General features: G+C 70.0%; 11 protein-coding genes and 1 pseudogene. 7 read left to right on the top strand and 5 right to left on the bottom strand.

The genetic code is table 11. From position 1 onward, the window contains the following. Positions 1-99 precede the first annotated feature (99 nt). On the bottom strand, positions 100-927 hold the full coding sequence (locus J5X86_RS03140; RefSeq protein WP_208515251.1) for an oxidoreductase: 828 nt from the start codon (positions 925-927) through the stop codon (positions 100-102). A 102-nt stretch (positions 928-1,029) separates the two neighbouring features. Between J5X86_RS03140 and J5X86_RS03135 the strand changes: the two genes are divergently transcribed. Further along, positions 1,030-2,034, top strand: coding sequence for an ATP-binding protein (locus tag J5X86_RS03135; RefSeq protein ID WP_208515250.1), 1,005 nt, complete (start codon positions 1,030-1,032; stop codon positions 2,032-2,034). Here J5X86_RS03135 and J5X86_RS03130 read toward each other — a convergent pair. Then, complete coding sequence (locus J5X86_RS03130) at positions 2,015-3,433, bottom strand: hypothetical protein (protein ID WP_208515249.1); 1,419 nt, start codon at positions 3,431-3,433, stop codon at positions 2,015-2,017. The two genes, J5X86_RS03135 and J5X86_RS03130, sit on opposite strands and share 20 nt — an antisense overlap. A 519-nt stretch (positions 3,434-3,952) precedes the next feature. Between J5X86_RS03130 and J5X86_RS03125 the strand changes: the two are divergent. The 6 genes and pseudogenes from J5X86_RS03125 to J5X86_RS50370 form a co-directional block, all read left to right on the top strand. Further along, positions 3,953-4,912: pseudogene (locus tag J5X86_RS03125) on the top strand (carbonic anhydrase); the annotation flags it as partial. A gap of 114 nt (positions 4,913-5,026) precedes the next feature. After that, a complete protein-coding gene (acs, locus tag J5X86_RS03120; protein ID WP_208515247.1) occupies positions 5,027-6,988 on the top strand; it encodes an acetate--CoA ligase in 1,962 nt (653 codons plus the stop codon). A gap of 253 nt (positions 6,989-7,241) precedes the next feature. Next, entirely contained in the window at positions 7,242-8,633 is a 1,392-nt protein-coding gene (nhaA, locus tag J5X86_RS03115; RefSeq protein WP_208515246.1) for a Na+/H+ antiporter NhaA, read from the top strand. A gap of 130 nt (positions 8,634-8,763) precedes the next feature. Continuing rightward, on the top strand, positions 8,764-9,225 hold the full coding sequence (locus J5X86_RS03110) for a phage holin family protein (RefSeq protein ID WP_059142389.1): 462 nt from the start codon (positions 8,764-8,766) through the stop codon (positions 9,223-9,225). Continuing rightward, positions 9,222-10,148 carry an alpha/beta fold hydrolase gene (locus J5X86_RS03105; RefSeq protein WP_208515245.1) on the top strand — a complete coding sequence of 309 codons (927 nt, stop codon included), beginning with the start codon at positions 9,222-9,224 and terminating at the stop codon, positions 10,146-10,148. Before J5X86_RS03110 ends, J5X86_RS03105 begins: the two co-directional genes overlap by 4 nt. 143 nt (positions 10,149-10,291) lie before the next feature. Then, positions 10,292-10,495, top strand: coding sequence for a hypothetical protein (locus J5X86_RS50370; protein ID WP_078642266.1), 204 nt, complete (start codon positions 10,292-10,294; stop codon positions 10,493-10,495). Positions 10,496-10,651: 156 nt separating this feature from the next. Here J5X86_RS50370 and J5X86_RS03100 read toward each other — a convergent pair whose 3' ends face one another. Genes J5X86_RS03100 through nth form a run of 3 tightly spaced genes read right to left on the bottom strand, consistent with a single transcriptional unit; the run spans position 10,652 to position 13,392 of the window. Beyond that, entirely contained in the window at positions 10,652-11,851 is a 1,200-nt protein-coding gene (locus J5X86_RS03100; RefSeq protein ID WP_208515244.1) for a MarP family serine protease, read from the bottom strand. 12 nt (positions 11,852-11,863) lie between these two features. Further along, on the bottom strand, positions 11,864-12,550 hold the full coding sequence (locus tag J5X86_RS03095) for a CoA pyrophosphatase (protein ID WP_014061747.1): 687 nt from the start codon (positions 12,548-12,550) through the stop codon (positions 11,864-11,866). Continuing rightward, a complete protein-coding gene (gene nth / locus J5X86_RS03090) occupies positions 12,547-13,392 on the bottom strand; it encodes an endonuclease III (RefSeq protein ID WP_374229215.1) in 846 nt (281 codons plus the stop codon). The genes J5X86_RS03095 and nth overlap by 4 nt, the downstream gene beginning before the upstream one ends. Between the last annotated feature and the right edge of the window lie 73 nt (positions 13,393-13,465).

Raw genomic sequence — 13,465 nt, 5'->3', positions numbered from 1 at the left:
GGCGTCAGGCCGCTTTCGCCCAGCCTCCACTCTTGTCCAGCCCCAGACCGCCGTTCCGGCCTCAGACCGCCCTTCCGGCATCGGCCCGCTCTTCCGGCGTCAGGCCGCCCCGCGCTGCAGGGCCTCGCAGACCGCCGTGGACTCCCGCACCCCGAGCTCAACCGCCCGTCCGCAGTGTGCGATCCACACCGCCATGCCCTCCGGCGTCCCGGACGCATAGCCCTCCAACGCCGCCATGTACGGCGCCGCGCCCAGCTCCGCGTACCCCACCTCGGCCGGGCAGATCGACTTCGGATCGAGGCCGCTGCCGACCAGCACGATCCGTTCGGCCGCGCGCGCCACCAGACCATTGCGGGAGACAAAAGGCCGCAGGGCGAGCAGTTCGCCATGCACCACCGCCGCCGTCACCAGCGCCGGAGCCTCGCTGCCCGTGAGCAGCAGCCGAGCCAACCCATCGAGGCGCCCCGCCACCTCGTCCGCGTCCGGCAGCGGCAGATCCGACCCGATCAGCGGCTCGTCCACCGGCTCACCCGACTGCCGGGGGCGTCCGACCCCCTCGTCGCCCTCCGCCCCGCCCGCCGCGACCAGATGCAGCCGGGCCAGAACGCGCAGCGGCGACTGACGCCAGATGCTCAGCAACTGCCCCGCCTCGGCGGTCAGCCGCAGCGCCGCCCCCACCGTGCGCGGCTCCCCTTCGGCCCCGAAGTCGGTGCGCCGACGCACCTCTTCCAGCGCCCAGTCCGCACCGGCCAGCGCGGCGGAGCCGCGCGCCCCGCGCAACGCCGCCTCGGAGGTGACCTCATTGCTGCGGCGGCGCATCACCCGGTGTCCGTAGACCCGGTCCACCGCCTTCCGTACGGCGTTCACGGACTCGACCACACCGGGCAGCGCGGCCAGGGCGGCGAGCGGATCAGCTGACGTACTCATGAGTACGACACTACGCACCCCACACCGGGCACCCCTCGTTGGAGTGGTGTTCTTCACGTAAATCCCGCATGGTCCGCGATCACTCACCTACGCTAGGTGAACATGAAGATCGCTTTCGTAGGCAAGGGTGGAAGCGGCAAGACCACGCTGTCGTCGCTGTTCATCCGCCATCTCGCCGCCGCCCACGCCCCTGTCGTCGCCGTCGACGCCGATATCAACCAGCATCTGGGCGTGGCGCTCGGACTCGACGAGGCGGAGGCCGCCGCACTGCCCGCCATGGGCGCCCATCTCCCGCTGATCAAGGACTACTTGCGCGGCACGAACCCCCGCATCGCCTCCACCGAGACCATGATCAAAACCACTCCGCCGGGCGAGGGGTCACGGCTGCTGCGGATCGGCGAGGACAACCCCGTCTACCAGGCATGCGCCCACACCCTGCGGCTCGACGACGGGGCGGTGCGGCTGATGGCGACCGGCCCCTTCACCGAATCCGATCTCGGCGTCGCCTGCTACCACTCCAAGGTCGGCGCGATCGAGCTGTGCCTGAACCATCTCGTCGACGGGCCCGGCGAGTTCATCGTCGTCGACATGACGGCGGGCAGCGACTCCTTCGCCTCGGGCCTCTTCACCCGCTTCGACATGACGTTCCTGGTGGCCGAGCCCACGCGTAAGGGCGTCTCCGTCTACCGCCAGTACAAGGAGTACGCCCGCGACTTCGATGTGGCGCTCCGGGTGGTCGGCAACAAGGTGCAGGGCCCGGACGACCTGGACTTCCTCCGCGCGGAGGTGGGCGATGACCTCCTGGTCGCGTTCGGCCACTCCGACTGGGTCAGGGCGATGGAGAAGGGTCGTGCGTCCCGGTTCGAGGAGCTTGAGGAGACGAACCGCGACGCGCTGCGGACTCTGCGGGACGCGGTGGACGCCACGTACGAGCGGCGCGACTGGCAGCGGTACACCCGTCAGATGGTGCACTTCCACCTGAAGAACGCGCAGAGCTGGGGGAACGCGAAGACGGGTGCCGATCTGGCCGCCCAGGTCGACCCCGCCTTCGCGCTGCGGGAGTTCGCGCCGGAGGAGGGTTCGGCGGCTACTCCCGCTCCCGCTTAGCCGTATGCGTGTGTCGCTCGGACGTCCGTTCATGCGCAGGTTCGCGGTCGGACGTCCGCCTGCGCTCGCCCGCGTGCTGATCCATGTGCTTCCCCTCCGAGGCGTGCTTCCCCTCCGAGGCGTATTTCCCAGGCACGCCCGGCTCGGCGGCCAGGTAGCTCTTCCAGCCGCCCGGCGGCCGCCTCCCGACGTCCAGCACCCGCAGCTTCTCGAGGACGCGGGGGTTCTGCGCGTCCAGCCAGTCGGCCAGCTGCTTGAAGGAGACGCAGCGCACTCCCTTGCGCGGACAGACCTCCTTGATGACGTCCTCCACGGCGCGCATATACGTTCCGCCGTTCCAGGACTCGAAGTGGTTGCCGATGAACAGTGGCGCCCGGTTGCCCTCGTACGCCCGGTCGAAGGCGGCGAGCAGGCCGTCGCGCATCGGACGGCCCCAGGTGGAACGCTTGGGTCGCTTGCCCTCCTTCTTACGCGGCTTGTTGGCGAGGAAGTTGTAGTCAATGGAGAGCGTCTCGAACGAACGGCCCGGTACGGGGATCTGCTGCAGCGGGAAGTCCCAGATCCTGTGGATCTTGCGGGGCCAGATCTGCAGCCCGCCGGGCGAGCTCGCGTCATAGCGCCATCCCAGCTTCGCGGCTGCCCGGATCAGCTTCTTCTGCCCTTCCAGACAGGGCGCACGGCCGCCGATGAGTTCCTTGCCGTAGTCGAAGGGGAGCGGTTTCTCATGCTCCAGACCGGAATTGGTCTTCCAGTTCTCGACGAACGACTCGGCCTGCTGGATCTCGCTGGTCCACTGCCGTGCCGACCAGGTGCCGACTCCGCGCTTGCGTCCGCAGAAGTGACCGTTGAAGTGGGTGCCGATCTCATTGCCGTCCAGCCAGGCGCCGCGGAGCTGCTCCACCGTGGCCTTGATGCCCTTGACGTCGTTGAAGCCGATGGACGAGGCGCCGCGCCGATGCCTGGGCGGATCGTAGAGGTACCGCTTCTCCGCGGGCAGCAGGTACACACCGCTGAGGAAGTACGTCATCGTCGCGCCGTACTTCCTGCCGACCGCACGGAAGTGGGAGAACAGCTTCTGTTTGTCCTGCCCGGCACCGTCCCAGGAGAAGACGACGAACTGCGGTGGTCTCTCGCCCGGTTCAAGCCGCTCGGCCTTCGGCTGATGGGGCTGCGGGCCGGTGTCGGAGGTCGATCCGTCGCCGATGAGCCGTACCGCCTTCGGGGCCTTGTCAGGGTGGTTCGGCGCCCCAGGGCCCTTCTGAGGGCCGTCCCTGTCGTGCCGCGGGCCCGCGGTGCCGCCCGGTCCATGGGTCTGGGCGGAGTCTCCTGAGCAGCCGACCGGCATGGAGAGCGCCACCACCGTGGCCAGCAGTGCAGTGACGTTTCTTCTGGCCCTCATTCCGCCACCTCGTCCCTCGCGTCGTGCCGTGTCCAGGAGATCCGGCCGGATGGGAGCCAACCTCGCACGGACCGAGGAAAAGACAGAGGATGACAAGGCGTTTTAAATGACTATTCACCCTATAGATGGAATAACAGCCCACTTCCTCCCAAAAGACTTCCCAGTGACTTTACTCAGCATTACGATTCATTTACTAACGCTTGGGATTCATACTGCAGTACACCGTGACCCACGGCCGCGCCCCTATCCGCGACCGAAGCCCCGGAGGAGACGGGAATGTTGAAGCTCTTGGACCGGATCCACCGGGTCTCCCGCCACAGACGCGGAGATCTCTCCACCTCGGCCATCCTCTTCCCGTTCACCGCCCCTCTCTCCCTGGTCGTCGCCCCGGCCTCACTGGGCATCGCATTGGCCTGCGGCGCCTCGCTCAGAACCGGGCTCACGGTCGCCGCCGCGGTCCTCGCGGTCACCCTCCTCACGGTCGCTCTGCTCACGGTGCTCCGCCGGCCCTCGGGCTCCGGCCGGGCGGCGGCCGATGGACGGCCGACTCGGCGGATCGCGGAGGCGGGCGGCGCCCGGGCCTGCCGGCCGTGGACACCTTGGCGTGATCACCACTGCACCCGTCCCGCCCCGGCGGCCGCGGGCGTCGACGGGCACGCAGGCGGTCAGTTGCTCGGCGGGGTGAGCGCGTTCCAGCGCCATACGGCACCGCTGGTCCGCGACGAGCTGGCCCGGCTGGCGCGGGAGGGCCAGCGGCCCAGCCAGCTGTTCCTCACCTGCGCCGACTCCCGCCTGGTCACCAGCATGATCACCTCCAGTGGCCCCGGCGACCTGTTCACCGTGCGCAATGTCGGCAATCTGGTGCCACCATCGGGCGCCGATGGCTCCTGTGACTCGGTGGGCGCGGCGATCGATTATGCGGTGGAGGTGCTGAAGGTCAGGAGCATCACGGTGTGCGGGCACTCCGGATGCGGTGCGATGCATGCGCTGCTCGGCTCATCGGCGCCGACCCGAGCGCCGTCCCAGCCCGGGGCCGGGGCGTCCGCCGGCGGGGACACGACGCCGCTGGAGCGCTGGCTGCGCCACGGGAGACCGGCGCTGGCGCGGATGGAGCGGATCGGTCGACTGGGGCGCGGCGAGGTCGCCCTGTCGAGCCGGCCGATCGCCGACGATGTGGAGCGGCTGGCGCTGGTCAATGTGAGGCAGCAGCTCGACCATCTGATGGAGCACGCCTGTGTGGCACGGCGGGTGGCGGAGGGCGGGCTGGCGCTGCATGGAATGTATTTCCACGTGGCAGAGGCGCAGGCGTATGTCCTGGACACAGGCTCGGGGAGATTCCTGCCCGTCCGTCCGGACCATGGCGTACCGATGCCCGCCTGTCTCGCAACGGCGGCCCCCGCCCAGGCCGGAAGCGGTCGTTCCGGCGTCGCGGAGCGGGGAGGGGACCCCGTCCAGGGGGCCCTGGAGCTGGGGCGGTGACATAGACCATGACAGGTCTAAACCAATTTTCGGCGACAGCCCTTGTCAGGGTGTGCCGTTGGCTGATGAGCTATGGCCTGGGACACAACGGACACCCTGGGAATGGGAGATGTCGTGAGTAACGAGAGCCTGGCCAACCTTCTTCGGGAGGAGCGTCGCTTCGCGCCGCCCGCCGAGCTGACCGCGAACGCCAATGTCACGGCCGAGGCGTACGAGCGGGCGAAGGCGGACCGCCTGGGCTTCTGGGCCGAGCAGGCCCGTCGGCTGTCATGGGCGACCGCGCCGACCGAGACACTCGACTGGTCGAACCCGCCGTTCGCGAAGTGGTTCGCCGACGGCAAGCTCAATGTGGCGTACAACTGCGTCGACCGGCATGTCGAGAACGGTCTGGGCGACCGGGTGGCGCTCCACTTCGAGGGCGAGCCCGGCGACACCCGCTCTCTCACCTATGCCGAGCTGCAGCGGGAGGTCTCGCAAGCGGCCCACGCACTGACCGAGTTGGGGGTCCAGACGGGCGACCGGGTCGCCATCTACCTGCCGATGATCCCGGAGACCGTGGTCGCGATGCTGGCCTGCGCCCGTATCGGCGCTCCGCATTCGGTGGTCTTCGGCGGCTTCTCGGCCGACGCTCTCGCCACCCGTATCCAGGACGCCGACGCCCGCGTCATCATCACCTCGGACGGCGGCTACCGACGCGGCAAGGCTTCCGCGCTCAAGCCCGCCGTCGACGAGGCGCTCACCCGGCCCGGCACCGAGAACGTGCGCAGTGTGCTGGTCGTCCGCCGCACCGGCCAGGAGGTGGACTGGCACGAGGGCCGCGACGTCTGGTGGCACGAGATCGTGGCGCGCCAGCCGGAGCAGCACACCCCCGAGGCATTCGACGCCGAGCACCCGCTGTTCATCCTCTACACCTCGGGCACGACCGGAAAGCCCAAGGGCATCCTGCACACCTCCGGCGGCTACCTCACCCAGGTCTCCTACACCCACCACGCCGTCTTCGACCTCAAGCCGGAGACCGACGTCTTCTGGTGCACCGCGGACGTCGGCTGGGTCACCGGCCACTCCTACATCGTCTACGGCCCGCTCTCCAACGGCGCCACCGAGGTGCTCTACGAGGGCACCCCGGACACCCCGCACCAGGGCCGCTGGTGGGAGATCGTCCAGAAGTACGGGGTCACCCTCCTGTACACCGCCCCGACCGCGATCCGCGCCTGCATGAAGTGGGGCGACGACATCCCGGCCAAGTTCGACCTCTCCTCGCTGCGCATCCTCGGCTCCGTCGGCGAGCCCATCAACCCCGAGGCGTGGATCTGGTACCGCAAGCACATCGGCGCGGACACCACGCCCGTCGTCGACACCTGGTGGCAGACCGAGACCGGCGGAATCATGATCAGCCCGCTGCCGGGCGTCACCGCGACCAAGCCCGGTTCGGCCCAGGTCCCGCTCCCGGGCATCGCCGCCACCGTCGTGGACGACGAGGCCAATGAGGTGTCGAACGGCCATGGCGGCTATCTGGTGCTCACCGAGCCCTGGCCGTCCATGCTCCGCACCATCTGGGGCGATGACCAGCGCTACCTGGACACCTACTGGTCCCGCTTCGACAAGCGCTACTTCGCGGGCGACGGCGCCAAGAAGGACGACGACGGCGACATCTGGCTGCTCGGCCGGGTCGACGATGTGATGCTGGTGTCCGGCCACAACATCTCGACGACCGAGGTCGAATCGGCGCTCGTCTCGCACCCCAAGGTCGCCGAGGCAGCGGTCGTCGGCGCCACCGACCCGCAGACCACCCAGGCCATCTGCGCGTTCGTCATCCTGCGCGGCGGCGCGGCCGAGGATGATGGCCTGGTCGAGGAGTTGCGGGCGCATGTCGCCAAGCAGCTCGGCCCGATCGCCAAGCCCAAGCGGATCCTGCCGGTGGCCGAGCTGCCCAAGACCCGCTCCGGCAAGATCATGCGCCGTCTGCTGCGCGATGTCGCCGAGAACCGCGCGCTGGGCGATGTCACCACGCTCACCGACTCCTCCGTCATGGAGCTGATCCAGAGCAAGCTGCCCTCGGCACCCAGCGAGGACTGATCCGACCCGCCCCAAGGTCGGCACACCAAAAGCGCCACAGGCACCACAGGCACCACATCGGCAACACAAGCGCAGCATGAGCACCACATGAGCGAGGGGCGCTCCCGCCAGGCGGGGGCGCCCCTCGCCGTGATTGCCGCAGGTGGCTGTCGCATAAAAATTACGACAAGATGAGGGGCGGGAGCGCCGGGAAGTCTGGTCGGCATACGCCACACGTGTATCCGCACCACCGACCCACCCAGGAGGCCCGCCTGTGGCCGCGCCCACCAACCGCAAGTTCCTCGGACGCCTGTCGCTGCCCGAGCGGACGTTCGTCACCGACGCGCTGCGCACCGAGACCGTCGGCGGTGTGATCCTCCTCGTGGCCGCCATCGTGGCGCTGATCCTCGCCAACACCCCGCTCAGCGGCGTCTACGGCGACATCAAGGACTTCTCCTTCGGCCCCCGGGGGCTGCATCTGCACCTCTCGGTCGCCTCCTGGGCCACCGACGGCCTGCTCACGATCTTCTTCTTCGTCGCCGGTATCGAGCTCAAGCGCGAGCTGGTCGCGGGCGAGCTGCGCGACCCCAAGGCGGCCGCGCTGCCCGTGATCGCCGCCGTCTGCGGCATGGCTGTACCCGCGCTCGTCTATGTCGCCGTCAGCGCGAGCGGCGACGGCGGCCTCAAGGGCTGGGCCGTGCCGACCGCCACCGATATCGCCTTCGCGCTCGCCGTCCTCGCCGTGCTCGGCACCGCCCTGCCCGCCGCGCTGCGCGCCTTCCTGCTCACCCTCGCGGTCGTCGACGACCTCGGCGCCATCCTGATCATCGCGATCTTCTTCACCCAGCACATCAACTTCATCGCCCTGGGCCTGTCCGTCGCCGCGCTCGTCCTCGTCTGGCTGCTGCACCGCAAGGGCGTCCGGACGGCCTGGATCCATCTCCCGCTCGCCGTGGTGGTCTGGGCGCTGATGCATGCCAGCGGTGTGCATGCCACCATCGCCGGCGTCGCGATGGGCCTGATGCTGCGCTGCACCGTACGGGAGGGCGAGGAGCGCTCCCCCGCCGAGCGCGTCGAGCACCGGCTGCGCCCTGTGTCGGCGGGCGTGGCGGTCCCGCTGTTCGCCCTGTTCGCGGCCGGGGTGCCGCTCTCCGGCGGCGCCGTGGCGGATGTCTTCACCCGCCCGGAGACCCTCGGCGTCGTCCTCGGCCTCGTCGTGGGCAAGGCCGTCGGCGTCTTCGGCGGCTCCTGGTGCGCCGCCCGCTTCACCAGGGCCGAGCTGAACGAGGATCTGGCCTGGGCCGATGTCTTCGCCGTGGCCGCCCTCGCCGGAATCGGCTTCACCGTCTCCCTCCTCATCGGCGAACTCGCCTTCCCCGCCGACCCCACGCTCGCCGGGGAAATCAAGGCGGCGGTCCTCATCGGCTCGCTGAGCGCCGCCCTGTTCGCCGGCATCCTCCTCAAGCTGCGCAACACCACCTACCAGCGGCTGTGTCAGGAGGAGGAGCGGGACGAGGACATGGACGGCATTCCGGACGTCTATGAGCTGGACACCCCCCAATACCACCTGCGGATGGCCGCCATTCACGAGGCAAAGGCCGCCGAGCACCGGCGGCTTGCCGAAGTGGCCGCCGCGAACGACTCCGGCGACGATGGTCCGGCATGATCTGAGAGGCTTGACGCCCGCAGAAATGCGCAGAAGACGTAGCAAGCACAGACGACGTACCAAGCGACGACGTACCAAGCGCGGACGGCGCAGCACGAGCGAAGACGCACAAGAGCAGAGGGAGATGGCGATGAGCGCAGCCGACGACGGCGGCAACCGCAGCCTCGGCCAGCTGGTGGCGACGGCGACCACCGAGCTGTCGGCGCTGATGCACGACGAGATCGCGCTGGCCAAGGCCGAGCTCCGGGTCGGGGCCAAGAAAGCCGCGGTCGGCAGCGGCGCGGGGATGGCGGCCGGGGTGCTGCTGCTGTTCTCGCTGCCGGTGCTGAGCTTCGCCCTCGCCTATGGCATGCGTGCCTGGACCGGCCTCGGCCTCGCCTGGTGCTTTCTGATCGTGGGCGGTATCTACTGGCTGTTCGCCGGGATCCTGGGGCTGCTGGCGCTGTTGAAGTTCAAGAAGGTCAAGGCGCCGAAGCGGTCGATCGCCTCGTCCAAGGAGAGCGCCGCCGTGCTGGGGAGCGTCAAGCCGCATCCGCGTGCCGAGAGCAATGGCGGTCGCTCCGTGCGGGATATGACACGCTCGTCGGCATGACCGTCCCTGATACCTCCGCGTCGGTCGTACGGCTCGACGGCCCCTGGACCCACCGGGATGTCGCGGCCAACGGCGCGCGCTTCCACATCGCCGAGCTGGGTGACGGCCCGCTGGTGCTGCTGCTGCACGGCTTTCCGCAGTTCTGGTGGACCTGGCGGCACCAGCTGCCCGCGCTCGCCGACGCCGGCTACCGCGCGGTCGCGATGGATCTGCGCGGGGTGGGCGGCAGCGACCGTACGCCCCGGGGGTACGACCCGGCCAACCTCGCCCTCGACATCACCGGTGTGATCCGCTCGCTGGGTGAGCCGGACGCCGCGCTCGTCGGCCATGACCTGGGCGGATACCTGGCGTGGACGGCCGCGGTGATGCGGCCGAAGCTGGTGCGGCGGCTCGCGGTGGCCTCGATGCCGCATCCCCGCCGCTGGCGCTCGGCGATGCTGGCGGACGTCAAGCAGAGCGCGGCCAGCGCCCATGTGTGGGGCTTCCAGCGGCCCTGGCTGCCCGAGCGCCAGCTGGTCGCGGACGACGCGGCGGCCGTGGGGCGGCTGATCCGGGAGTGGTCCGGGCCGCGACTGCCCGAGGACGAGGCCGTGGAGGTCTACCGGCGGGCGATGCGCATCCCCTCGACCGCGCACTGCTCGATCGAGCCGTACCGCTGGATGGTGCGGTCGCTGGCACGGCCGGACGGTTTCCAGTTCAACCGGCGAATGAAGCGGCCGGTACAGGTCCCGACCCTGCATCTGCACGGGTCACTCGACCCGGTGATGCGGACCCGCAGCGCGGCGGGCTCCGGGGAGTATGTCGAGGCCCCCTACCGCTGGCGGCTCTTCGACGGGCTCGGCCACTTCCCGCACGAGGAGGACCCCGGGGCCTTCACCTCCGAGCTGATCAACTGGCTGAAGGACCCCGAACCCGACCGCTGAGCGGCGTCGGCCGTGCGCATTCCGACCGCGTCACGACGGGCGAGCGAACATCTGTTTCTCGAACAGCCAATTGCCTGGAGCATAGGCCAATTGCCGCAGCCACCGGCGATTACGGACCTTGGGTCAGGGGCAGACACCGAGGTATGGGCTGGACTCACGACTACCGTGACGCACCAAACAGCCGCGGCCCCCAGGCCGCCGCTACTGCCAATGCCGCGCTGAGTGTTTCCGAGCGGGGCGGCTCCGGGCCTACCCAAGGCCATGACCCGAACCTCGGGATTCCCCGCATCATCCGCCGCCGGGCCCGGTGGGTCTCGGCGCGGTTGCGCCATCCACGCAGCCGCTAGCAGTACCTCCGGCGCGGCCCGGGACCCCGGCGACACCGGAAACCCCTGGTAGCACGCTCGGCACCACCGGATCCGCTTTGGAGGGCCTCTCCGCTCTGGAGGGCCACACTCCGCCGGGCGCGTCCGCTCCGGAGGGCATATCCCTCGGACACCGCGCTAGAGGGCACACCCCTGGCTGTCCACCGGTTGGTCGGCCGTACGCCCCTTCTCGATGTCCTGGCTCACCTCGTCCGCCGTCAGCGCGTACCCGGTGTTCGCATCGTCGAGGGACTTGGCGAAGACCACGCCGTACACCCGCCCCTGCGGGGTGAGCAGCGGACCGCCGGAGTTGCCCTGCCGCACCGTCGCGTACAGCGAGTACACATCGCGCTGCACGGTGGAGCGGCGGTAGATGTCGGGGCCGTTGGCCTCGATACGGCCGCGGACCCGGGCGGCGCGCACATCGAAGGCGCCGTTCTCCGGGAAGCCGGCGACGATCGCGCCATCTCCGGAGCGCGCGTCGTCCTGGGCGAACTGGAGCGCCGGGGCCTGCAGCGAGGGCACATCGAGGACCGCGATATCGCGCTTCCAGTCGTAGAGCACGACCTTGGCGTCGTACAGCCGGCCCTCGCCGCCTATCTGTACGGTCGGGTCGCTGACGCCGCCGACGACATGGGCGTTGGTCATGACCCGGTTCGGTGCGAAGACGAAGCCGCTGCCCTCGAGGACCTTGCCGCAGCTGGCGGCGGTGCCGACGACCTTGACGATGCTCTCCTGCGCCCGCGTGGCCACCGGGGACTGGGCGAGCGCAGGATCGGGCTGCGGCACCGAGGTGATCGGCTCGTTGGCGAAGGGCGAGAAGACCTGCGGGAAGCCGTTCTGCGCGAGCACGGACGAGAAGTCGGTGAACCACGTGTTCGCCTCGTCCGGAACGACGCGGGAGACCCCGAGCAGCACCTTGGAATCACGGACCTCCCTGCCCAGGGTGGGGAGCGAGGTCTGGGCCACCAGGGAGCCGATCAGCCAGGCCACCAGCAGCATGGCCAGGACGTTCACCAGCGCGCCGCCGGTCGCGTCCAGGGCGCGCGCCGGTGACCAGGTGATGTACCGCCGCAGCTTGTTCCCCAGGTGAGTGGTGGCGGCCTGGCCGACCGAGGCACACACGATCACCAGGACGATCGCCACCACGGCACCGACGGTGCCGGGGGATGTCTTGTCGGTCGTGCCGTCCCATATGAGCGGCAGCAGATAGACCGCGATCAGCCCACCCCCGATGAACCCCGTCACCGACAGCACACCGACGACGAAGCCCTGGCGGTAACCGACGACCGCGAACCATACGGCGGCGAGCAGCAGCAGGATGTCCAGCACATTCACCGGAACACCGTCTCACGCGCGCCAGTCGAGTGAGACGTGCTTGGCGCGGTCCCACGGTCGCTCCCACCCCGCGAAATGCAGGATGCGATCGATCACTCCGGCGGTGAAGCCCCAGACCAGAGCGGATCCCACCAGGAAAGCGGGCCCCCGGTGGCCGCTGGGGTGGACGGTCGTGGCCCGGTTCGCCGGGTCCGTGAGATCCGCCACGGGAACCGTGAACACCCGGGCGGTCTCGGCCGGGTCCACGGCCCCGACCGGGCTGGGCCGGCGCCACCAGCCGAGCACCGGCGTGACGACGAAACCGCTCACCGGGATGTAGAGCCGCGGCAGCACCGCGAAGACCTGCACCCCCGAGGGGTCGAGCCCCGTCTCCTCCTCAGCCTCGCGCAGCGCCGCGCGCAGCGGGCCCTCCTCGTCCGGATCCCCGTCCTCCGGGTCGAGGGCGCCGCCGGGGAAGGAGGGCTGGCCGGCGTGCGAGCGCAGCGAGCCGGAGCGCTCCATGAGGAGCAGCTCCGGGCCGTCGGCGCCCTCGCCGAAGAGCACCAGCACGGCGGAGGGGCGACCGCCGCCCTGCGGGGGCGGCAGGAAGCGGCTCAGCTGACGTGGCTCGATCGTCTCGGCCAGCCGCGCCACCGGCAGCAGCCACTCGGGCAACCCATGGGCGCTGACCTCCACGTCCCCGCCGTACGTGCTCGTCACTCGGCGGCTCCCAGGGGGGCGGCGGGACGGCCGGGGTAGTCGGACGGCGGGCGCAGACGCTGGCCCGGCTGGCCGCCCATCTCGTACTTCAGCAGCTTCTTCGCCTTGTCCGGGTCGGTTTCACCCTCCCCGTACGCCGGGCAGAGCGGGGCGATCGGACAGGCGCCGCACGCGGGCTTGCGGGCGTGGCAGACGCGGCGGCCGTGGAAGATGATGCGGTGCGAGAGCATCGTCCACTCGCTCTTGGGGAAGAGCGCGGCGATCTCCGCCTCGACCTTCTCGGGGTCCTCCTGGGAGGTCCACTTCCAGCGCCGCACCAGCCGCCCGAAGTGGGTGTCCACGGTCAGGCCCGGCACCCCGAAGGCATTGCCGAGCACCACATTGGCCGTCTTACGGCCGACACCGGGCAGGGTGACCAGATCCTCGAGCCGGCCCGGGACCTCGCCGCCGAAGCGGTCGCGGAGGGCGGCGGACAGGCCCAGCAGCGATTTGGCCTTGGCGCGGAAGAAGCCGGTCGGCCGGATCAGCTGCTCCAGGGCCTCCGGGTCGGCCGCCGCCATGTCCTCGGGCGCCGGATAGGCGGCGAAGAGCGCGGGGGTGGTCTGGTTGACCCGCAGATCGGTGGTCTGGGCGGACAGGACCGTGGCCACCAGCAGCTGGAAGGGGCTCTCGAAGTCCAGCTCGGGATGGGCGTACGGATACACGTCGGCGAGCTCGCGATTGATGCGCCGGGCACGGCGGACGAGGGCGAGCCGGGACTCGGGGCGGGCGCCCTTCGAGCCCTTGACCGATTTATGCGGCTTCGCGGCTTCTGCCGACTCGGCGGACTCTTGTTCGCCCACAGCGGAATTACGAGGTGCGGTCACCCGTCCGGCCCCCTTGCCCTGTGCTCTCACCGGCGTATTGGACACCCGG

This window comes from Streptomyces sp. NEAU-YJ-81 (genome assembly GCF_017592595.1).
In the GTDB taxonomy this organism is placed as follows: Bacteria; Actinomycetota; Actinomycetes; order Streptomycetales; family Streptomycetaceae; genus Streptomyces; species Streptomyces hygroscopicus_B.
This window is presented reverse-complemented; position numbering and strand designations above follow the sequence as displayed.

Bases quoted from the DNA above. Each gene is read 5' to 3' on its own strand.
- J5X86_RS03105 (WP_208515245.1), top strand. From the start codon at position 9,222: ATGACCGTCCCTGATACCTCCGCGTCGGTCGTACGGCTCGACGGCCCC.
- J5X86_RS03140 (WP_208515251.1), bottom strand. From the start codon at position 927: ATGAGTACGTCAGCTGATCCGCTCGCCGCCCTGGCCGCGCTGCCCGGT.
- J5X86_RS03110 (WP_059142389.1), top strand. From the start codon at position 8,764: ATGAGCGCAGCCGACGACGGCGGCAACCGCAGCCTCGGCCAGCTGGTG.
- J5X86_RS50370 (WP_078642266.1), top strand. From the start codon at position 10,292: ATGGGCTGGACTCACGACTACCGTGACGCACCAAACAGCCGCGGCCCC.
- J5X86_RS03130 (WP_208515249.1), bottom strand. From the start codon at position 3,433: ATGAGGGCCAGAAGAAACGTCACTGCACTGCTGGCCACGGTGGTGGCG.
- J5X86_RS03135 (WP_208515250.1), top strand. From the start codon at position 1,030: ATGAAGATCGCTTTCGTAGGCAAGGGTGGAAGCGGCAAGACCACGCTG.